The organism is Streptomyces sp. NPDC041200 (assembly GCF_055591805.1).
Window position 1 is genome coordinate 17,102 of sequence record NZ_JBVIZF010000034.1, and the last position, 20,559, is coordinate 37,660.

A 20,559-nucleotide genomic window follows, 5' to 3' on the forward strand; every position below is an offset into this window, starting at 1 on the left:
TCACCGCAGCACCCCCGCGTCGCGGAGGTGCTGGATGCGTTCGGCCGTCAGTCCGGCCACCTCGCGCAGCACCGCGTCGGTGTCGGCGCCGAGGACGGGCGCGGGGGCGCGGAGGGAGCCGGGGGTGCGGGTGAGGTGGATCGGCAGGCCCTCGTGGAGGAAGCCGCCCGCGGCCGGGTGTTCGGCGCGTACGTAGAAGCCGCGCGCCCGCAACTGCGGGTCGTGCTCGACGAGTTCGCGGCCGTCCTGCACCGCTCCGGCCGGTACGCCCCGCTCCTGGAGGAGTTCGGCCGCGGCGTCGGCGGGCATGCCGCGCGCCCATCCGCCGAGCGCGCCGTCCACGAGGTCGGCGGCCCGGCGGCGGCCCTCGGCCGTGCGGGTCCGCTCGTCTGTGGCCAGCTCCGGGCGCCCGATCACCTGGCACACGGCCGCCCACTCCGCGTCGGTGCGGACGCTGATGGCCAGCCACCGGTCGGCACCGAGACACCGGTAGACGCCCTGCGGGCTCCACCGCGGGTGGGCGTTGCCCATCGGCCTCGCCACGTCCGCGCCCGGGCGCGACGCGGCGAGGAGGCTGGTCCCCATGTGGGCGGCGATCGCCTCCAGCTGGGACAGGTCGATGTGCTGTCCGCGCCCGGTCTCGTCGCGGTGTTCCAGCGCGGCCACGGTGGCGAGCGCGGCCTGGAGGCCCGCGACGATGTCACCGTGGCCGTAGATCACCCCGACCACGTCGTCCGGTCCCCAGCCGGTGAGGCCGGTCAGTCCGCTGCTCGCGGACACGGTGTCCGCGTACGACACCCAGCCGTTGCGCGGCCCGGTGTGGCCCATCCCGGACATGCTCACGTACACGATGCCCGGGTTGATCTCGCGGAGCGCGTCGTAGCCGAGGCCGAGTTTGGTCATGACCGTGGAGCTGAAGTTCTCGACCAACACGTCGCAGGACGCGATGAGTTCGCGGAGCACCGCGATGCCGTCCTCGGTGCGGGTGTCGAGGGCGATGCTCCGCTTGTTGCGGTTGACCTCGTTGAAGTAGCCGTTGGTGTCCGGATCGGTGTGGTCTCCCCGGGAGAGGTGCATGAAGGGGGCGAACCGGGTGGGATCGGGGCGGCCCGCGGACTCGACCTTGATGACCTCGGCACCGTGGTCGGCCAGCACCTTCGTGCAGTACGGACCGGCCAGCACCCAGGTCAGGTCCAGGACCCGGACACCGTCCAGCGCGGGGCGCGCCACCGGCTCGTCGGTGGCGGTGGCCGGGCGGGCCGGGCGGCGCTCGTCGAGCAGGCCCTGATCGGCGCCGCATCCGGGGACATCGAGTTTCCCGGGCCGGTGGCCTTCGGGGAACGCGAACGGGAAGCCGAGGTCGGTCCGCTCCCCCCGCGGGGTCCGCAGCCGGGTGAAGAAGCCGCGCGCGGCGAGCTGCGGGTTGTCCGGCAGCTCATGGGGCAGGTCGACGGCCGCCCAGGGCAGCTTCCTGGCCTGGGCCCGCTCCGCGAACTCGGCCTTGGGCCAGCGGCTCAGGAAGTCCTGGACCACCGCGAACACGTGCTCCTGGCCCTTCTTGCGCTCGACGGGGTCCTGCCACCGGGGTTCGGCGAGATCGGCCTCGGCGCCCTCCTCGCGCAGCCACTCCAGCAGCGCGTCCCACATCCGCGGACTGCCCCCGAGCCCGCCGCCCAGAGAGCCGTCGGCGGCCCGGAACAGCCCGTGCGGCACCAGCGGATGCACCCGTCCCGGGCGGCCCGGGATCCGGTCCTCGTGCAGATAGGCGAGGGTGCCCGCCTCCAGGGCGGCCGCCACGCACTCCTGCGCGGAGACGTCGATGAGCTGGCCCGGGCCGCGCCGCCGGGCCCGCAGCCCGAGCAGGGCGGCGATGGCCGCGCCCACGCCCGCGAGGTGTTCCGCCTGGCCCTCGGGCATCCGCAGGGGCGGGCCGTCCGGGTCGCCCACCTGCGCGAGCATCCCGCCCAGCGCCGCCACCACGAAGTCGCTGCCCTGCCAGCCGCTGCGCGGCCCGGTCAGGCCGAAGGGAGTGACACGTACGTGCACCAAGTGGCCGAGGCCTTCGGCGCTCGCCTCCGCACCGCCGGGGGTTCCGTCGAGCAGGATGTCGGCGCCCTCCAGCAGCCCGCGCAGCCCGGCCGCGCCATCGGGAGCGGCGACATCGAGGGTCACCGACCGCTTCCCGGCGTGCCAGTGGGCGAACGCGTCACCGTCGTCCTCACGCCGGGTGGCGTCGCCTTCGGGCGGCTCGACCAGCACCACCTCGTACCCCAGTCCGACCAGCAACCGGCCCGCGAACCGGGCGAACGGGCTGGACAGTTCGAAGACTCGCAGGGCGGGCTCGCTCACGTTTCCTCCGCGCTGTATCAGCTCTGTCAGGTGTGCCGCTGTGTCGGGTGTGCCGCAGGTTCAGGTGTGCCGCAGGTTCAGGTGTGCCGCTGTGTCGGGTGTGCCGCTGTGTCAGGCGTGCCGCTGGTTCAGGAAGCCGGAGACGACGGTGTAGTAGTCGTGGGGGCGTTCTTCCTGGAGGTGGTGCGAGACGTCGTTCATCACGTGCAGATTGCCCCGGGGGATCATGCGGGCCAGCATCAGCGGATAGTCCGGGGTGAGGAACGCGTCGTACATGCCCCACATGAAGAGCGTGGGCGCCTGGATGCGGCCGAGCGCGCCGGTGAGGTCCTGCCAGTCGCCGCGAGGGTTGTCGGAGGCCCCGGCGAGCGCCCTCTCCTCCGGGTCCAGGCTCTGTTCGTAGCGCATCGTCACCGTGGCGTCGGGGATGGCGTCCGGGTCGTACCACTCCAGGCGTGCCATCAGCTCGCGCATCTTCTGCCACGACGGGCCGGTCCCCCCGTAGTACACGTCCCGGGCGTTGCGTCCGCGGCGGCCGCCCTCCGGCAGCGGGGCCAGCGGCCCGTGGAAGACGGGCATGCTGCCGGTGATGACGAGGGACCGGACCCGCTCCGGGTACAGGGCGGCCAGGTTGAGCGCGATGGTGCCGCCCCAGGAGTTGCACACGAAGTCGGCGCGCTCCAGGCCGAGGGTGTCCATCAGCGCCACGGTCTTGGCGGCGTGGTAGTCCCACATCGGGCCCTTGATGACCGGCTTCGCGGACGTGCCGTACTGCAGGATGTCCACCAGGAAGCACCGGCGGTCCGCGGAGAAGAGCCGCGACACCTGGCCGAAGTCCGACCAGCCGGTGCACCCGGGGCCGCCTCCGTGGAGGAAGACGGTGGGGCTGCCCTGCCCGGTCTCGATGTAGTGGTACGTGACGCCGTCCGCCTCCGCGGAGGCCCCGGCCGGGGGTGCCTGGATGTCCATGAGGTCCATGCACCGATGGTGTGGTGGCCGAGCGTTTCGCCCAAGCGATCCGGTCCGCTGAGCGGGCCGCCGGGGCAGCCCGCTCAGGTGCGTCAGACGGCTCAGGACAGGTCGAGCGCCACCTTGCCCACCGCGGCCCCGGTGCGCAGCCGCTCCACCGCCTCGGCCAGCCGGTCGGGGGTGTAGCGCTCGATGGGCAGGGTCAGCTCGCCGGACATCAGATCGCCGAGCATCGCGTCGGCGTCGGCGGCGACCTCCTTGCCCCGCGACATCAGGTTGACGGGCAGCAGCGCCACGTCGGCCAGGAGCCAGTCCGCGAGGTCGATGGCGAACTCCCGCCCGGCGGTGTAGCCGACCAGCGCGGCCCGGCCGCCCGGACGGACCAGCCCCAGCGCGTCGCGCAGCACCGGGCCACCGACGGTGTCGATGAGCGCGTCCACCGGCCCGCCCACGGCCTCCGGCGACAGCTCCGTGGCCAGCACCGCCTTGCCGGGGGCGGGAACGTGGGCGAGCTTGGCCGGACGGCCGACCACGCCGATGACCTCCGCCCCGGCGCGCGCCGCCACCTGCACCGTCAGGGCGCCGACCGCGCCCGCCGCGCCGGTCACCAGCACCCGCTCCCCCGGCTGGATCGCCGCGACCGAGTGCACCGCGGCCCAGGCCGAGCCCGCCGGGGAGAAGTAGCTGCACGCCAGGGCGGGGTCGGTGCCCTCGGGTACCGGGGAGACGGCCGCGTCGGGCGCCACGGCGTGGTCGGCCCAGCTGCCGTCCCGGCGCATCCCGAGCCCCTTGCCGTTGATCTTGACCAGGGAACCCTCGGGGTGGGTGTCGGAGGCCACGACGACACCGCATCCGGTGGTGCCGGGCACGGAGGGCAGCTCGGGCAGGATGCCGAACGCGCCGTCCACGATGTTCAGGTCGAGGTGGCCCACTTGCGCGGCACGCACCCGTATGAGCGTCTGGCCCGGCTGCCGCTCCGGCACCGGGCGCTCCGACAGCAGGGGCAGGGTGCCGAAGCGCTCCAGGACGAGGGCGCGTGACGTCTGGCTGCTCACAGTTTCACTCCATAACGACTCAGGGCACGGGAGGCGGCGACGCGGAGCACGCGGTCGTAGACGAACCCGAGGATGCCCAGGGTGATGATCCCGACGAATACCCAGTCGATGCGACCGTAGTTGCGGGAGGTCCAGATCAGCGATCCGAGGCCCACCTGCGAGGCGACGATCTCCGCGGACACGATGGTCAGAAAGCTGTTGCCCATCGCCAGCCGCGCCCCGGTGACGATGTGGGGCACGGTCGACGGAAGCACGACGCAGCGCAGGATCTGGCGACGGCTCGCGCCCAGGCTGGCGGCGGCGCGCAGTTTCGACTCGTTCACGGCCATGACACCGGCGCTGGTGTTCAGGGTGACGATGAAGACCGACGTGTAGAAGATGAGGACGACCTTCGACGACTCGCCGATGCCCAGCCACACCACCGCCAGGGTCACGAACGCGACCGGGGGGATGAACCGGAAGAACTCGATGTAGGGGTCGAGCAGATGCCGCACGAGCGGGATCTGTCCGATCAGCAGGCCGACCGGTACGCCCACGGCGAGACCGAGCCCCCAGCCGATCAGGATGCGGCGGCCGGAGGCGACGACCGAGTTGAACAGGGTGCCGTCGGCGGCCAGTTCCCGGGCCGCCGACAGGGTCTGGCTCGGGGAGGCGACCAGGGCGGAGCCGTACGTCACCGCCAGCAGCTGCCACACGGCGACCCCGGCGAGGACGGACACCGCGTACAGCCCGGCGGTGCGCAGTCTCCCGGCGGCCGCGCGGCCGGGGCGCCGCCCCGGGCGCGGGGTGGCGGAGGTGCCCGCCGTCACGGTGGTCATCCTGTCGCCTCGATGTCACGTCCGAGGTCGAGTCCCTGGCCACGCAGGGCCTTGCGCACTTCTTCGCCGATGTCCTCCCGCAGGGCGCGGCGGAGTTCGGTGGCGGCCGGATCGGTCTCGTCGCGGGGCCTGGGCAGGTCCACCGGGTAGACGGCCTTGACCGAGGCCGCCGGGCCCGCGGTCATCACGGCGATCCGGTCGGCCAGCAGGATCGCCTCGTCGATGTCGTGGGTGACGAAGACGACCGTGCAGCCCGACGCCTTCCAGATGCGGCCCATCTCGTCCTGCATCACCTGGCGGGTCTGGGCGTCGAGCGCGCCGAACGGCTCGTCCATCAGCACCACCCGCGGCTCGTTCGCCAGCACGCGGGCGATCTGCACCCGCTGGCGCATGCCGCCGGAGAGCTGGCCGGGAAACCGGTCGGCGCAGTGGCGCAGCCCCACCAGACCGAGGTAGGTGTCCGCCAGTTCGGCCCGCGCCGCCCGGGACTGTCCGCGCATCCGCGGGCCGAAGGCCACGTTCTGCCGTACGGTCATCCAGTCGAACAGGGCCTCGCTGCTCTGGAAGACCATGCCGAGGTCGGGATCGGGGCCGCTGACCGCGGTGCCGTCGACGGTCAGGCCGCCATCGGACACCGGGACGAATCCGGCCACGGCGGACAGCAGGGTGGACTTTCCGCAGCCGCTCGGCCCCAGCAGGCAGAGGAACTCACCCGCGGCGATGTCGAGCGAGATGTCCCGTACGGCCTCGAAGGAGCCGAACCGGATGCCGACCCCGGTGGCGGACAGGGCCGCGCCGCGGGTGTCGCCGCTCCCGGGCGCCGGGCCGTCCGGGGGCCGGGGGGTGGCGATGGTCTTCGTCATCGTGCTCCCTTCACCGAATTGGCGCACGGTAGACCGCGGTGGCGCGCCCGCGCATGGCGGGGGTTCCGCTCAGCGGGACATCGCCGTTCCGGGCGGTGTGGCGCCCCGTGGACACCACCCCCGCGCCCCTCCACGACACCGGGCGTTCTGCTGAGCGGGACGAGTCCGTAGGCGAACGCGCCGGGTCCGCGCATGCTCGGTGCCACGTTTCCACGGCAGCGGGAGGACAGGCACGATGACGGTCGAGGGCTCGCCCGATACCAAGCACACCGGCCGGGGCCGCGGCAGACCAGCGGGGGAACCCGGCCGCCAGGACTGGAGCTCATGGCCCCACTACGACGCGGCGGGCGCGGGCTTCCGCGGGTACTGGTACCCGGTCACCTGGTCCAGCCACATCACCGGCAAGCCACTGCCGTTCACCCTCTGCGGCGAGAAGATCACCTTGATCCGGGACGGCGGCACCGCGTACGCGCTGCACAACCGCTGTCCGCACCGTGGGGTGCCGCTGTCGGAGGGGGACCAGCAGTTTCCGGGCACCGTGAGCTGCCCGTACCACGGCTGGACGTTCGATCTGTCCACGGGCAAGCTGGCCGCGGTCATCACCGACGGGCCCGGCTGCCGGCTGACCGGCAAGGTCGGGGTGCGGACGTACCCGGTGGAAGAGCGCCTCGGCATGGTGTGGGTATACATCCCGCTCGCCGACGAGGAGCCGCACTCCATCGACTCGCAGCTTCCCGAGGAGCTGGTCGGCAACGGGTTCGTCATGGGTGGCCGGATCGAGCCGCGCGGTGGCAACTGGCGCTTCGCCTGCGAGAACGGCTTCGACGAGGGCCATGCGAAGTACCTCCACCGGACCGCGCTGTGGCGGCTGTTCAAGCCCATGCCCACCTGGAACATCACCCGGATCGTGCCCAAGGGGCGCTGGATCTTCCGGGTGCAGGACGAGGTCCACTGGGAGGCCGACTACCCCGGCGTCGGCCGCTGGTCCAACAAGCGCTGGTGGAAGATGCAGCCGCCCAAGGAGACCTTCAACATCGGCAACACCGGCAAGGCCGACAAGATCAACCCGACGATCGAGGCGCAGGAGTTCCCCGGCTTCGCGTCCCTGTCGATGCCGGGTGTGCTGCGCATCGCGTACCCCAAGTTCATCCACTACGAGTTCTACGTGCCGGTGGACGAGGGCAACCACCGCTACGTCGGGGTGATGGTCAACTTCACCGAGGGCTGGAAGACACTCGGCTTCTACGCCAAGTACCTGGGCGCCGTCCGCTGGCTGTTCCACGGGCAGTTCTCCGGCCAGGACGCCTGGATGGTCGACGTCACGGACGCGCCGCCGGAGAAGCTCTACCGCCCCGACGTCTCGCTGACCTCCTGGCGGAACCTCAGCGAGGAGGAGTACGGCAAGAAGCTGGCCGCGATCGGCGCCGACCCCGCCGAAGCCGACTCCCCCGCACCCACGAAACCCACCCGCGAGAAGAAGGCATGATCATGGGCCGCACCCTGCTCACCCTGCTGGCCGGAGCCGCGATCGCCGTGAGCCTCCCCCTGGCCAGGAAGCGCATCGCGCGCACCACCATGACCCAGGTCCACAGGGTCAACCAGTGACCGGCGGCGGACCGGACGGCCTGACAGCACCGGAGGGCCTGGCCGGACCGGAGGGCCTGGCCGGGCTGGATGAGCGACGCGGCGCCTGGGTCGCCGAGGCCTGGCGCCACATCACCCCCGACCGGCTGCGCCAGCTGATCATCGGGCTGGTCGACGTCCCGAGTCCGACGGGCGACGAGGGACCGCTCGCCGCGCACATCGCCGCCACCCTCAGCCACGCCGGATGCCACGCCCAGGTGCAGCCGGTCGACGACCGGCAGGCCAACGCCTGGGCGCGGCTGACCGGCGACGGCACCGGCCCCGACCTCATGCTCTACGCGCCGATCGACACCCTCACGGTGGGCGAGGAGAGCGAAGACCTCCCGTGGATCGGCCCGGAGCTGCGGGACGACATGCGTCCGCGCGCCACCGTCCACGGCGATCTGGTGACCGGGCTCGGGGCGTCCAACCCGAAGGGCCACGCCGCGTGCGTGATGATGGCCGCCGAGGCCATCCGCCGGGCCGGAATCCCGCTCACCGGCGATCTCGTCGCGGCGTTCGGCGCGGGTGGCATGCCCACCAACGCCCGGCCCGGCGGTGTCCGGTACAACACGGGCCAGGGCGTGGGGTGTTCGTTCCTCCTGGAGCAGGGGGTGTGGACCGACTACGCGCTGATCGCCAAGCCCGGCTGGACGGTGTCCTGGGACGAAGTCGGGCTCGTGTGGTTCGAGGTCACCGTGCGCGGCCTGCACACCTATGTGGGGTCGCGCCACCGTCTGCCGTACGACAACGCCATCGCGAACGCGGGCACGGTCGCGCTGCGGCTGGAGGAGTGGTTCGCCACGTACGCGCTCCACCACACCGGTGGCACCGTCGCCCCCCAGGGCGTGGTGGCGTCGGTGCGTGGCGGATGGCCGCGCATGGCGGCCACCACCCCGGCGGCCTGCACGCTCCGGGTGGATCTGCGGATCGGCCCGGACACGACGCCGATGCGGGCCAAGCGGGAATTCCTGGCCGCGCTCGCCACCATCCGCGAGGACACCGGGATCGATGTCACCGCCGAGATGATCCTCGCCATCCCCGGCACCCGGACCGATCCGGACAGCTGGGTGTGCCGCAGCGCGATCGCGGGCTGGGAGGCGCTGGAGGGCCGTCCGCATGAGGTGATCCGTGGCAACAGCGGCGCCACCGACGCCAACATCCTGCGCGGCCGGGGCGTGCCCACGGTGCGCGTCGGCATGCCGAAGGTCACCGAGGCGCCCTTCGAGATCGACTTCGCACGGGGGATGAACACCGTCGACGTCCGGGCCATGGAGCGGCTGACCCGCCATCTGATCCGCACGGCCGTCGACACCGTCACCCGCACCCGCGACGAGGTGGAAGGAGAGCCGGAATGACCGAGATCGTCCTGGGTGTGGGCGCGTCGCACAGCACGCTCATGAACACCCACTGGGAGGAGACCTTCCACAAGGACCGCGCCGAGCGGTTCCGCGACGCGCTGCGGCAGGCGCGCGACGAGATCGCCGCCGCCCGGCCCGACACCGTGATCCTGGTGGGCTCCAACCACTTCCGCGGCTTCTGGCTGGACCTCATCCCCAGCTTCACCCTCGGCGTGGGCGAGTGCGTGGCCAGCGGCGAGTCCGGCACCCCGGAGGGCCCGCAGCCGGTGGACGTCCCCCTCGCCCGGCACATCGCGAACACCCTGGTGGAGGGCGGCCGTTTCGACCCGGCGTACTCGGCCAGGCTGCAGATCGACCACGGCCAGTCGCACGCCATCCAGTATCTGCTGGACGGGCTGGACGTGGAGATCGTGCCACTGGTGATCAACGTCTTCGCGCATCCGCTGCCCACGCTGGAGCGCTGCGAGCAGCTGGGCCGGGCCATCCGGGACGCGGTGCTGGCGTATCCCCAGGACCGCCGGGTGGCGGTGATCGGCTCCGGCGGGCTCTCGCACCGGCTGCCGTGGCCGGACTGGCGCGATCCGCGGGGCGACGACGAGGAGTTCATGGTGGGCGCGTGGCTGAACGGCCGCGACCACTGGAAGGGCTACGACGTCAGGCGCCGCGAGATCATCCGGGCCGCCGAGGCCGCCATCAACGAGGACTTCGACGACGAGTTCCTGCGCCTGGTGACCAGCGGCCGGACCCACGAGGTGACCCGGTACACCACCGAGGAGCTGGAGAAGGTGGCGGGCAACGGCGCCCAGGAGGTGCGCACCTGGCTGCTCATGGCGGCCGTGCTCGGCCACGCCCCCGGGCGGCGGCTGGCGTACGAGTCCCTGCCCGAATGGCTCACCGGCATGGGCGTCGCCGTCCTCGATCCCGCACACAGCCCCCCGCGAAACCCCGCAGAGAACACCGCAAGCGAAAGGCAGCCATGAGCATCTGGACGGAACTGTCGGGCATCGACTACCGGCACGCCTACGTGGAAACCGGCGACATCACCACCCGGGCCCTGCAGGCCGGTCCGGAGGACGGCGAGCACGTGGTGTTCCTGCACGGCACCACCGGCCACCTGGAGGCGTTCGTACGGAACATCCCGGCGTACGTCGAGCGGGGCTACCGCTGCCACGCCATCGACATGCTCGGCCACGGCTACACGGGCAAGCCGGACCACCCCGCGGAGATCCCCGCCTACGTCGATCACCTGATCGCCTACCTCGACGCGGTGGGGGCCCAGCGCGCGCACCTGGTCGGCGAGTCCCTGGGCGGCTGGGTGGGGTCCTGGCTGGCGAGCGAGTACCCGGACCGGGTGGCCTCCCTCCAGCTGCTCTGCATGGGCGGCACCAAGGTCAACCCGGAGGTGATGGAGCGGCTGAAGACCTCGACCCGCGCCGCCGTCCTCACCGACGACGTCTCCGCCACCCGCAAGCGGCTGGAGCTGCTGTGGGCGAACTGGGACGAGGAGCTGGGCGAGGAGCTGACCCAGGTCCGCTACGAGATCTACCACCACCCCGACTTCCAGGTCAACGTGGACAACCTGCTGGCGCTCCAGGAGGTCGAACGGCGGACACGCAATCTGCTGCGGCCGGACCGGATGGCGAGGATCAAGGCGCCGACCCTGGTGGTGTGGGGCAACAAGAACCCGTTCGGGGCCGTGCCGGAGGCCGAGGCCATCACCGCCGCCATCCCCGGGGCCCGGCTGGAAATCTTCAACGAGTGCGGGCACTGGCCGCAGCACGAGAAGGCCGAGGTCTACAACCCGCTCAGCCTGGCGTTCCTCGACGAGGCGACGCGATGAGGAGGTACGTGGCATGACCGTCGTCCCGCTCGACCCCGCCGCACCACCCTGTCCGGGCTCGATGAACTCCGTCCTGGGCAAGGTGCGCCCGATCCTGGAGGCGTTCACCGCCGACGACGACACCCTCTCCCTCGCCGACCTGGTGCGCCGTACGGGCGTGGCGAAGGCGACCGTGCACCGGCTCGCCCAGGAGCTGGTCGTCTGGGGGCTGCTGGAGCGGGCGGGCTGCGACTACCGGCTGGGGCTGCGCCTGTTCGAGATCGGCCAGCGGGTGCACCGGCAGCGGATCCTGCGCGAGGTGGCGCAGCCGTACATGGAGGATCTGCTGCTGGCCACCCGCGAGACCATCCACTTCGCGATCCACGACGGCCTCGACGTGGTCTACCTGGAGAAGATCCTGCCGCATCGCGGGCTGAGCGAGGAGTCCCGGGTGGCGGGGCGGCTTCCGCTGTACTGCACCGCCACGGGCAAGGCGATCCTGGCCTTCTCGCCGAAGTCGCTGGCCGGTGAGGTGATCGGCAACGGGATGAAGCCCTTCACCCGGTACACGATCACCTCGCCCGCGCGGCTGCTGTGCCAGCTGGAGCGCGTCCGGGAGCAGGGCATCGCGACCGAGGCGGAGGAGATCCGGCTGGGCTATCTGAGCATGGCCGTGCCGGTCTTCGCCCGTGGCGGTTCGCTGGCGGGCGCGCTGTCCATCACCGCGCCCACCTACCGTTTCGACGCGGGCGCCCACACGGGCGCGCTGCGCACCGCGGGTCTTGGGATCAGCCGGGCGCTGCGGGCCGCCCTGTGACGGCGCTGGAGGAGGTGGTGGCGCGGGCCCGGGCGCTGATCGGCCGGTGGGAGACCGAGGACTGCGGGATGCTGACGGTCAAGGAGTTCTGCCGGTACGCCGCCGCGGTGGGCGATGGCGGGTACGTGGCGCGGGCCCGTGCCCGGGAGGCGGCCGGGGAGCCCGTCGAGGCTCCCCCGCTGTTCCTCGCGGCAATGATGAGCTGGGAGGACGGTCCGGACGAGGCGGCGCTGCGTCCGGACGGTCTGGCCGCCCGGGAGTCGCCGTGTACGCGGGGGTTGCCGGTGCGCCAGGTGCACGGCGGCCAGTCGGTGCGGCTCGCCGATGTCCCGGTGGCGGGCGTCCGGATCACCGCGTCCCGGGCGGTGACCTCGGCGGACCGTAAAGGGGGCCGCTCGGGGGAGTTCGTCCTGCTGGGTGTCACGACCCGGTTCACCTCGGGAGGCGGGAAGGAGCTGATGGCCGTGGACGAGACGATCGTCGTGCTGGACGGTGGCATCGCCCCGAACGGGGAGAAGGGGGCCGCCGCGTGAGCGCCCCCGCCGCCGGGCAGGTCTGCCCGCCACGCCGCTACGCCCACAGCAGGGTGCAGCTGTTCCGTTTCAGCGCCGTGTCCTGGAACGCCCATCGCATCCACTACGACGGGGAGTTCGCCGCCTCGGAGGGCTTCCCCGACGCGGTCGTGCAGTCCACCCTGCACGGCGAGATGCTCGTCCGATACGCCCTGGAGTGGTCCGGGCCGGGCGCGCGGCTGGAGGGGGTGAGCTGGCGCAACCGGGCGACCGCCGTGGCCGGTGAACCGCTCGTGTGGACCGCGACGGTCACCGCGGTCGAGCCCGCCGCCCAGGGGCAGCGCGTCTCGCTCGACGTGTCCGTCCTCAAGGACGACGGCACCGCGTGTGTCACCGGGACGGTCGAGCTGACCCGTCCCGCCTGACCGCCCGGGGTGTTGTCGTACCTGTGTGCTGTCCTTCTCCTGTCGCAGTGGTCTCAAGGCGAAGGAGCACACCGGTGAACCGTGAGCAGTGGCGTCCGTTCCTCCATCAGTGGAGCGAGGAGTGGATCCGCGGCCATGATCCTGAGAAGGACGGCACGCTGGACGAGGCGGTGGCGCGTGACCGCTGGCTCGGCTTCGCCCCGGCGAGCGAGGAGGAGATCGCGGCGGCCGAGGCCCGCCTGGGCCGCACCCTGCCACCGTCGCTGCGCGCATTCCTGGCGGTCACCAACGGGTGGCGGAACGCGGGCTGTTTCATCTACCGGCTGGCCGGAGCGGCCGAGCTGAAGTGGCTGGCCGATTCCGACCGGTCGTACCTGATCGATGTCTATGACGAACTCGCGGAGGAGGACCCGGAGAGCGAGGAGGAGGAAGTGGACGCTGATGTGCTCAACGAAGCGAAGGCGCTGAGGCGTTCTCTGCTTGTCTCTCTCGACGGCGACGCCGCGGTGATCCTCCTTGACCCCGGGGAGGTGAACGCACACGGGGAGTGGACCGCTTACTGGCACGCTTCGTGGTCGGGGCGCGGGCTGGAGCCCTTCGACTCCTTCTACGACGTGCTCTACGGCCAGTACACGTCGTTCCACGCCTTGCGGAAGCCGGAGACGGGGCCGCGTGCGGTCCGTTAACCGGCGTACCGCTCGTACCAGCCCTTCAGCAGGGCGCGGTCCAGCTCGGGCGACTTCTTGATGAGTTTCTGCCCGGTGAGGAAGTCGGTGATCCTGGCGGACTGTTTGATGTCGGCGCCGGTCAGTCCGCGGACGTGGAAGGTGATCTCCGGGAGCACCTTCCGCGTCTGCGCCTCTGGCAGCTTCACCTGCCGGTTCGTGGCCTCCGCGGCGGCGGCGGGGGCGCGGGTCACCAGCCGGTCGGCCTCGGCGAGGACCTTGAACACCTTGGCCGCGACGGGCCGGTTGCTCTTCAGCCAGCGCTCTTCCGCCAGCAGCCACTGCACATAGGTGACCCCGAAGTCGCCGCTGTGGCCCGCGATGTGGCCGCCCGACTCGGCGCCCTTGGCCGCCCACGGCTCGTAGAGGACGTAGGCGTCGATGGTGCCGCGCTGGAGCAGCCCGGGCATCTCGGGCGGGGAACTCTGATGGATCTTCACGGACGCGGGGTCGATGCCGTGGCGGCGCAGATACGTGTGGGTCGCGTACAGGCCGAGGCCCTGGATGGACGCCATCGTCCTGATCTGGCGCGGGGACGTGATGCCCTCGCGCGTCACGACCTTGAGATAGCGGTCGGAGGACTGGAAGACACCCAGCGCCCGCAGCCCCGGATCGCCCGCCATCAGCGGCAGCGCGGTGGAGTCGGCGTTGGCCGCCAGCTGCGCGGTACCGGCCATCACCGCCTGGCCCGCGGTCGGGCCGCCCTCGGTGCGCATCAGCTCGACGTTCACGCCCGCCTTGGCGAACATCCCGCGCTCCTTCGCCAGGTAGAAGGGCGCGTACGAGGCGTCGACGCCGAGGGCGACGCGCACCGTGGGCCCGTCCTTCACCTCCCCCGCGTCGGAGTCCACCGTCCCCGCCATGCAGGCGGGGACGAGGAGGAGCGCCGTACAGGCGACGAGCAGCCGCCCCGCTCTGCTGTTGTCCGGGTTCATGCGTCATGACCTCCGAGCGCGGAATCCCTGTGGTCGCGCCACGTTCCCAGGGGCGGGTGCCTTTGCCGAAGCGCGGTGTCCCGCCAGATGGAACGGTTTCATTGGGCCCGGCCCCGGCGGTGCCTACGCTCCCGGGCCATGAGCGTTCTTACCGATGTTCCGGCCACCGCGTCCGCCCCGGACGTGCTGGACACCGACATCCTCATCATCGGCGCCGGTCCGTCGGGACTCTACGGCGCGTACTACGCGGGGTTCCGCGGGCTGCGCGTGGCGGTCATGGACGTCCTTCCGCACGTCGGCGGCCAGATCAGCGCGATGTACCCGGAAAAGCCCATCTTCGACATCGCCGGTTTCCCCTCGGTGCGGGGCCGCGACCTGGTGGACAGCCTGGTGGCCCAGGCGGAGCCGTACGGACCCGTGTATCTCCTCGATCAGCGGGCGGTCGAGCTGTCCCACGGCGAGGACGGACGGCCCGTGGTGCGCGGCGACGGCGGGACCACGGTCCGGGCCGGAGCCGTCGTCATCACCGGCGGGGTGGGGACGTTCACGCCCCGGCCGCTCCCGGCGGGCGAGGACTATCTCGGCCGCGGGCAGGTGTACTTCGTACCGGACCCGGCCGGCCACACCGGTCATGACGTCGTGATCGTCGGCGGTGGTGACAGCGCCTTCGACTGGGCGGCGACCCTCGCTCCCCTGGCCCGGTCCGTCACCCTGGTCCACCGCCGGGACCGGTTCCGGGCCCATGGCGCGACCGTGGAGAAGGTGCGTTCCCTGGGCATCGAGATCATCACCGACACCGAGGTGACCGGGCTGCACGGCTCGGACCAGCTCGAAGAGGTGACGATCCGCCACCGCCTCACCAAGGAAACCCGTACTCTCCCGGCGCAGACCGTCGTCGCCGCCCTCGGCTTCACCGCCGACCTCGGCCCGCTGCAGAACTGGGGCCTTGAGCTGCGGGCGCGGCGGATCGCCGTGGACACCCGGATGGCCACCGGCCTGCCGCGGGTGTTCGCCGCCGGGGACATCACCGACTACCCGGGCAAGGTGCGTCTGATCGCCGTGGGCTTCGGCGAGGTCGCCACCGCGGTGAACAACGCGGCCACCGTCATCGATCCGGAGGCGATGTTGTTCCCCGGGCATTCCACAGAGAAGGAGAACTGACATGGCCTACGTCATCGGCCCGGCCTGCGTCGACATCATGGACCGCTCGTGCATGGAGGAATGCCCGGTCGACTGCATCTACGAGGGGACGCGCAAGCTCTACATCAACCCGGTGGAGTGCATCGACTGCGGCGCCTGCGAAACCGCCTGCCCCGAGCAGGCCATCGCGGTGGACCGGCTGGCCAGGCCCGAGCACCGCGAGGACAACCGCCGCTTCTTCACCGAGCCGCTGCCCGGCCGTACGGAGCCGCTGGGCACCCCGGGCGGCGCCACCGGGCTCGGTCCCGTCGGCGTCGACACCCCGCTGGTCGCCGGGGCCGCCTCATGACCGGCCAGGGACTCCCCCCGGAGGTGACCAAGGCGGCCGACACGCTGCTGGAGGCCACGCGCACCGGTGTGGTGTGCCCGCCGGTGCGCACGTTCCTCGCCGAGGGGGACATCGGGGCCGCGTACGCGGTGCAGCGGGTGAACGTCGGGCGCGGCGTGGCCGCTGGGCGGCGGATCGCGGGCCGTAAGATCGGCCTGACCTCGCCTGCCGTACAGGCTCAACTGGGCGTGGATCAGCCGGACTTCGGGACCCTGTTCGCCGATATGGCGGTCCCCGAGGGCGGTGTGGTGGCGGCCGGGCGGCTGCTGCAGCCCAAGGTGGAGGCGGAGGTGGCTCTCGTCCTGGGCGCCGATCTGCCGCACCGCGACTGCACGGTGGCCGATGTGCTGCGCGCGACCGACTTCGCGCTGCCCGCGCTGGAGATCGTGGACAGCCGTATCGCCGGGTGGGACATCGGCATCGTGGACACCGTCGCCGACAACGCCTCCTGCGGGCTGTACGTGCTCGGCGGTACGCCCGTGCCGCTGACCGGGCTGGATGTGCGCGGGGCGCGGATGTCCCTGACCCGCGGCGGCCGGACGGTCTCGGAGGGCACCGGCGCCGACTGCCTCGGCAGCCCGCTGAACGCCGCGGCCTGGCTCGCCTCGGCCGTCGCCGCCCAGGGCGATCCCCTGCGCGCCGGGGAGATCCTGCTGACCGGGGCGCTGGGCCCGATGGTGCCCGCGGCGCCGGGCGACCGGTTCGAGGCCCACATCAGTCAACTGGGGCGGGTCACGGTCGAGTTCGCGACGGAGGGAGAGTAGGCCATGAGCACCCGTACCAAGGTCGCCGTCATCGGCTCCGGCAACATCGGCACCGATCTCATGATCAAGGTGCTGCGGCTGTCCGACACCCTGGAGGTGGCGGCGGTCGCGGGCATCGACCCGGACTCCGACGGCCTCGCCCGGGCCCGCCGCCTGAAGGTGGCCACGACACACGAGGGCGTGGACGGGCTGGTCGCGCTGGACGAGTTCGCCGATGTGCGGATCGTCTTCGACGCCACCTCGGCCGGTGCCCACGGCCGCCACGACGAGGTGCTGCGCGCCCTCGGACGTACGGTGGTCGACCTCACCCCGGCCGCCGTCGGCCCGTATGTGGTGCCGCCGGTGAACCTCGACGCCCATCTGGAGCGCTCCAACGTCAACATGGTGACCTGCGGCGGACAGGCCACGATTCCCATCGTCGCCGCCGTCTCGGCCGTCACCCCCGTGCACTACGGGGAGATCGTCGCCTCCATCGCCTCCCGCTCGGCCGGTCCGGGCACCCGGGCCAACATCGACGAGTTCACCGAGACCACCGCCTCCGCCATCGAGCGGGTCGGCGGGGCGGGCCGGGGCAAGGCCATCATCGTGCTCAACCCGGCCGAACCGCCGCTGATCATGCGGGACACCGTGCACTGTCTGGTGTCGGAGTGCGACGACGCGGCGGTCACCGCCTCGATCGAGGCCATGGTGGGCCGCGTCCAGGCGTATGTCCCCGGCTACCGTCTCAAGCAGAAGGTGCAGTTCGACCGGATCGCCGACGACGACCCGCTGCGCACCCTCGTACCCGCCGGAGCGGGCCGTGACGCGGTGAAGGTGTCGGTGTTCCTGGAGGTCGAGGGCGCCGCCCACTACCTCCCGGCCTACGCGGGCAACCTCGACATCATGACCTCGGCAGCGCTGCGCACCGCGGAGCGGCTGGCCGCACACCGGACCACGGAGGCAGCCAAGTGACCACGCCAGAGGCCTCGCTGTACATCCAGGACGTCACCCTGCGGGACGGCATGCACGCCCTCCGCCACCGCTACACCACAGACCAGGCCCGCACCATCGCCGCCGCGCTCGACGCCGCCCGCGTCGGCGCCGTCGAGATCGCCCACGGCGACGGGCTGTCCGGGTCCAGCGTCAACTACGGCGTCGGCGCACACACCGACTGGGAGTGGATCGAGGCGGTCACCGACGCCGTCCGGCACGCCGTGCCCACCACCCTGCTGCTGCCGGGCATCGGCACCCTGCGCGACCTGAAGCAGGCCCACGCGCTGGGCATCCGCTCGGTGCGCGTCGCGACCCACTGCACCGAGGCGGACATCTCCGCCCAGCACATCTCCGCCGCCCGCGAGCTGGGCATGGACGTCGCGGGCTTCCTGATGATGTCGCACATGGCGCCCCCGGCCGAACTAGCCCGGCAGGCCGCGCTCATGGAGTCCTACGGCGCCCACTGCGTGTACGTCACCGACTCCGGCGGGCGGCTGACCATGGACGGGGTCCGCGACCGCTTCCGTGCCTACCGCGATGCCCTCTCCCCCGACACCGAGCTGGGCATCCACGCCCACCACAATCTGGGGCTCGGCGTGGCCAACAGCGTGGTCGCCGTGGAGAACGGTGTCACCCGCGTGGACGCCTCGCTGGCCGGGCAGGGCGCGGGCGCCGGAAACTGCCCGCTGGAGGCCTTCATCGCGGTGGCCGATCTGCAGGGGTGGTCGCACGGCTGCGACCTGTTCCCGCTGATGGACGCCGCCGATGACCTGGTCCGGCCGCTCCAGGACCGGCCGGTGCGGGTGGACCGGGAAACCCTGAGCCTCGGCTACGCGGGCGTGTACTCCAGCTTCCTGCGCCACGCCGAGACAGCGGCGGCCCGCTACGGCCTGGACACCCGCAGCATCCTGGTGGAGGTCGGGCGGCGCGGCATGGTCGGCGGCCAGGAAGACATGATCACGGACGTGGCGCTGGACCTGGCGGAGGGGCGGGCATGAGCGCCGGCGCGACGCGGCCGCGGATCGGGATCCGGGTGCCGCCCTGCGACCGGGCGGACCGGGTGGCCCGGACCGTGCGACGGGCCGAGGAGCTGGGCTTCGACGAGGTGTGGTTTCCCGACTCCCAGCTGCTGTGGCGGGACGTGTTCACCACCTTGACCGCCGCCGCGCTGGCCACCGAGCGCATCGGCCTGGGCACCGCGGTCACCAATGTGGCGACCCGCCATCCGGCCGTCGTGGCGTCGGCCGCCCGCAGCGTGGCCGAGCTGGCGCCCGACCGGTTCACGCTCGGCCTCGGCGTGGGCAACAGCTCGGTCGGCCCGATCGGCATGCGGCAGACCACCTCGGCGGCGATGCGTGACGGCGTGGCCATGCTGCGGACGCTGCTGGACGGGCGCGAATGGGACTTCGGCGGCGGTGTCCGCTCCCGGCTGCGCGATCCGGGGCCACGTGTTCCGGTGCACCTCGCGGCGAGCGGACCGAAGAACCTGCGGCTCGCGGGGGAGATCGCCGACGGTGCCATCCTGCTCAGCGGCGTGTCCCCGAAGCCCTTGGCCGGGGCCGCCGCGCGGGTGCGCGAGGGCGCCGAGGCCGCGGGCCGGGCGGCCTCGGAGGTACCGCTGACGGTGTCCGCGTTCTGCGCGGTCACCGACGACATCGAGGCCGAGGCTCGGCTGATCAAACCGATCTGCGCGTCGATCGCGCAGAACGGCGGGGCGCCCTTCCTCGCCCTCGCGGGGATAGAGGTGGACGCCCCGGCCACGGTGGAGGGCGTCTACCCGGATCTGGTGCACGCCGAGGACTGGGACGCGGCCGTCAAGCTGTGTTCGGCATGGATCAGCGACGGCGCGGCCGTGCGGTTCGCCCGGGAATTCTGTCTGTTCGGCACCGCCGCGCAGATCGCCGAGCGGCTCACGGCCCTGCACGGCGCCGGAGTGTCCGGGATCTTCCTCCAGCACGTGGGCTCCTACGACCCGCCGGCCGAACTGATCGAGGCGGTCGGCTCCGCGGTGCTGCCCGCCCTCGGCGGCCTTTCCGGGGATTAACGCGGGTATTGACACGGGCATTGACCCAGGTATTGACACAATGGCCGCCGATGGGCATGCGTCGCGCTCCCTTCCGGCCTCCCCGAAAAGCGCCTATCGTTCGTTTCCTCGGCTCTGGTGGCGCACTGGTACCGGTGCGCCACGCAGATGAGGAGGTCGAAGGCAGTGGCTGGGTACGTGTATGCCGAAAAGGACGAAAAGCCGCGGCAGATCCGCGAGACTCCCAAGTCGGTTCTCGGTAAGGTCGGCCTTATTCTGTCCGCTTTCCGGGACAACGATTTCGCCCTCAGTCTCGCGGAGTTGACGGCCCGTACCGGGGTCGCCAAGGCCACCGTCCACCGGCTGTGCCAGGAACTCGTCGCCGGAGACCTGCTGGAGCGGGAGGGCGCCAAGTACCGGCTCGGGCTGCAGCTCTACGAGATCGGCCTGCGCGCGCCCCGCCAGCGCACCCTGCGCGAGGCCGCCCGGCCCGTCATCGAGAACCTCGCGCAGACGCTCGACAACGCCGTGAACCTGGCCGTGCCGAGCGGCCAGGAACTGCTGGTGATCGAGAACGCCGGACGCCACCGCAACCGGGCCCGCTCCACCGCGGGCGGCCGCCGCCTGCGGCTGCACTGCAGCGCGGCCGGGAAGCTCACCCTCGCGATGCTGCCCGAGCAGTACCCGCTGACCACGGTCATCCCGCTGATGGACCGCCGTACGCCGCACACCCTCACCCCCGCCCGGCTCCCCGCCGAGCTGGCCCGGATCAGGGAGCAGGACTACGCCGTGGAGGTCGAGGAGGCCCGTCGCGGCTATCTCGCCGTCGCGGTGCCGGTGCGCGGTCTCGACCACGCGTATCTGGCCGCCCTCGCGGTCATCGCCCCCACGGCAGGCAGCAGCATCCCCCGGCTGCACACCGCGCTGACCGAGGCGTCCCGCGACATCACCGCGCGCCTCGCCGTCTTCGAGGCGCACCGCGCCCCGCGCTGACCCCGCCT

21 protein-coding genes are annotated in these 20,559 nt (G+C 72.0%); 15 read left to right on the top strand and 6 right to left on the bottom strand.

Translation table 11 applies throughout. From position 1 onward, the window contains the following. From ACZ6CL_RS36555 to ACZ6CL_RS36575, 5 genes are all read right to left on the bottom strand, one after another. A complete protein-coding gene (locus ACZ6CL_RS36555) occupies positions 1–2,349 on the bottom strand; it encodes a CaiB/BaiF CoA-transferase family protein (protein ID WP_468944222.1) in 2,349 nt (782 codons plus the stop codon). A 111-nt stretch (positions 2,350–2,460) separates the two neighbouring features. Continuing rightward, positions 2,461–3,327 carry an alpha/beta fold hydrolase gene (locus ACZ6CL_RS36560; RefSeq protein ID WP_468944223.1) on the bottom strand — a complete coding sequence of 289 codons (867 nt, stop codon included), beginning with the start codon at positions 3,325–3,327 and terminating at the stop codon, positions 2,461–2,463. A gap of 92 nt (positions 3,328–3,419) precedes the next feature. Next, positions 3,420–4,373 (bottom strand): quinone oxidoreductase family protein, encoded by a 954-nt coding sequence (locus ACZ6CL_RS36565; RefSeq protein WP_468944225.1) that lies wholly within the window; start codon positions 4,371–4,373, stop codon positions 3,420–3,422. Beyond that, positions 4,370–5,191, bottom strand: a complete 822-nt coding sequence (locus ACZ6CL_RS36570) for an ABC transporter permease (protein ID WP_468944228.1) — start codon at positions 5,189–5,191, stop codon at positions 4,370–4,372. Before ACZ6CL_RS36570 ends, ACZ6CL_RS36565 begins: the two co-directional genes overlap by 4 nt. Beyond that, positions 5,188–6,054, bottom strand: a complete 867-nt coding sequence (locus tag ACZ6CL_RS36575) for an ABC transporter ATP-binding protein (protein ID WP_468944230.1) — start codon at positions 6,052–6,054, stop codon at positions 5,188–5,190. The genes ACZ6CL_RS36570 and ACZ6CL_RS36575 overlap by 4 nt, the downstream gene beginning before the upstream one ends. Before the next feature lie 235 nt (positions 6,055–6,289). Between ACZ6CL_RS36575 and ACZ6CL_RS36580 the strand changes: the two genes are divergently transcribed. From ACZ6CL_RS36580 to ACZ6CL_RS36615, 8 genes are all read left to right on the top strand, one after another. Then, a complete protein-coding gene (locus ACZ6CL_RS36580; RefSeq protein WP_468944233.1) occupies positions 6,290–7,540 on the top strand; it encodes a Rieske 2Fe-2S domain-containing protein in 1,251 nt (416 codons plus the stop codon). 115 nt (positions 7,541–7,655) lie between these two features. After that, the gene (locus ACZ6CL_RS36585) at positions 7,656–9,035 is read left to right on the top strand and encodes a M20 family metallopeptidase (protein WP_468944236.1); all 1,380 of its coding nucleotides are present in this window, start codon (positions 7,656–7,658) and stop codon (positions 9,033–9,035) included. Next, positions 9,032–10,018 carry a DODA-type extradiol aromatic ring-opening family dioxygenase gene (locus ACZ6CL_RS36590; protein ID WP_468944238.1) on the top strand — a complete coding sequence of 329 codons (987 nt, stop codon included), beginning with the start codon at positions 9,032–9,034 and terminating at the stop codon, positions 10,016–10,018. Before ACZ6CL_RS36585 ends, ACZ6CL_RS36590 begins: the two co-directional genes overlap by 4 nt. Continuing rightward, the gene (locus ACZ6CL_RS36595; RefSeq protein ID WP_468944241.1) at positions 10,015–10,878 is read left to right on the top strand and encodes an alpha/beta fold hydrolase; all 864 of its coding nucleotides are present in this window, start codon (positions 10,015–10,017) and stop codon (positions 10,876–10,878) included. Before ACZ6CL_RS36590 ends, ACZ6CL_RS36595 begins: the two co-directional genes overlap by 4 nt. Positions 10,879–10,891: 13 nt before the next feature. Further along, entirely contained in the window at positions 10,892–11,674 is a 783-nt protein-coding gene (locus ACZ6CL_RS36600) for an IclR family transcriptional regulator (RefSeq protein WP_468944243.1), read from the top strand. Further along, complete coding sequence (locus ACZ6CL_RS36605) at positions 11,671–12,207, top strand: FAS1-like dehydratase domain-containing protein (protein ID WP_468944246.1); 537 nt, start codon at positions 11,671–11,673, stop codon at positions 12,205–12,207. Before ACZ6CL_RS36600 ends, ACZ6CL_RS36605 begins: the two co-directional genes overlap by 4 nt. Next, entirely contained in the window at positions 12,204–12,611 is a 408-nt protein-coding gene (locus tag ACZ6CL_RS36610; protein ID WP_468944248.1) for a hotdog family protein, read from the top strand. The genes ACZ6CL_RS36605 and ACZ6CL_RS36610 overlap by 4 nt, the downstream gene beginning before the upstream one ends. Before the next feature lie 74 nt (positions 12,612–12,685). Then, positions 12,686–13,297, top strand: a complete 612-nt coding sequence (locus ACZ6CL_RS36615) for an SMI1/KNR4 family protein (protein WP_468944250.1) — start codon at positions 12,686–12,688, stop codon at positions 13,295–13,297. On the opposite strand, the gene ACZ6CL_RS36620 is transcribed toward ACZ6CL_RS36615, so the two are convergent. Then, complete coding sequence (locus tag ACZ6CL_RS36620; RefSeq protein ID WP_468944252.1) at positions 13,294–14,271, bottom strand: ABC transporter substrate-binding protein; 978 nt, start codon at positions 14,269–14,271, stop codon at positions 13,294–13,296. The genes ACZ6CL_RS36615 and ACZ6CL_RS36620 overlap by 4 nt on opposite strands. Positions 14,272–14,409: 138 nt before the next feature. Between ACZ6CL_RS36620 and ACZ6CL_RS36625 the strand changes: the two genes are divergently transcribed. From ACZ6CL_RS36625 to ACZ6CL_RS36655, 7 genes are all read left to right on the top strand, one after another. After that, a complete protein-coding gene (locus ACZ6CL_RS36625; RefSeq protein WP_468944254.1) occupies positions 14,410–15,432 on the top strand; it encodes an NAD(P)/FAD-dependent oxidoreductase in 1,023 nt (340 codons plus the stop codon). A gap of 1 nt (position 15,433) precedes the next feature. After that, complete coding sequence (gene fdxA, locus ACZ6CL_RS36630) at positions 15,434–15,760, top strand: ferredoxin (protein WP_468944256.1); 327 nt, start codon at positions 15,434–15,436, stop codon at positions 15,758–15,760. Then, positions 15,757–16,563 (top strand): 2-keto-4-pentenoate hydratase, encoded by an 807-nt coding sequence (locus ACZ6CL_RS36635; RefSeq protein WP_468944258.1) that lies wholly within the window; start codon positions 15,757–15,759, stop codon positions 16,561–16,563. Before fdxA ends, ACZ6CL_RS36635 begins: the two co-directional genes overlap by 4 nt. Before the next feature lie 3 nt (positions 16,564–16,566). Beyond that, the gene (locus ACZ6CL_RS36640; RefSeq protein ID WP_468944261.1) at positions 16,567–17,514 is read left to right on the top strand and encodes an acetaldehyde dehydrogenase (acetylating); all 948 of its coding nucleotides are present in this window, start codon (positions 16,567–16,569) and stop codon (positions 17,512–17,514) included. Next, the gene (dmpG, locus tag ACZ6CL_RS36645; RefSeq protein WP_468944263.1) at positions 17,511–18,533 is read left to right on the top strand and encodes a 4-hydroxy-2-oxovalerate aldolase; all 1,023 of its coding nucleotides are present in this window, start codon (positions 17,511–17,513) and stop codon (positions 18,531–18,533) included. The genes ACZ6CL_RS36640 and dmpG overlap by 4 nt, the downstream gene beginning before the upstream one ends. Further along, positions 18,530–19,579 (top strand): LLM class flavin-dependent oxidoreductase, encoded by a 1,050-nt coding sequence (locus tag ACZ6CL_RS36650; RefSeq protein WP_468944265.1) that lies wholly within the window; start codon positions 18,530–18,532, stop codon positions 19,577–19,579. Before dmpG ends, ACZ6CL_RS36650 begins: the two co-directional genes overlap by 4 nt. Positions 19,580–19,744: 165 nt before the next feature. Next, the gene (locus ACZ6CL_RS36655) at positions 19,745–20,551 is read left to right on the top strand and encodes an IclR family transcriptional regulator (protein ID WP_468944268.1); all 807 of its coding nucleotides are present in this window, start codon (positions 19,745–19,747) and stop codon (positions 20,549–20,551) included. Positions 20,552–20,559 lie beyond the last annotated feature (8 nt).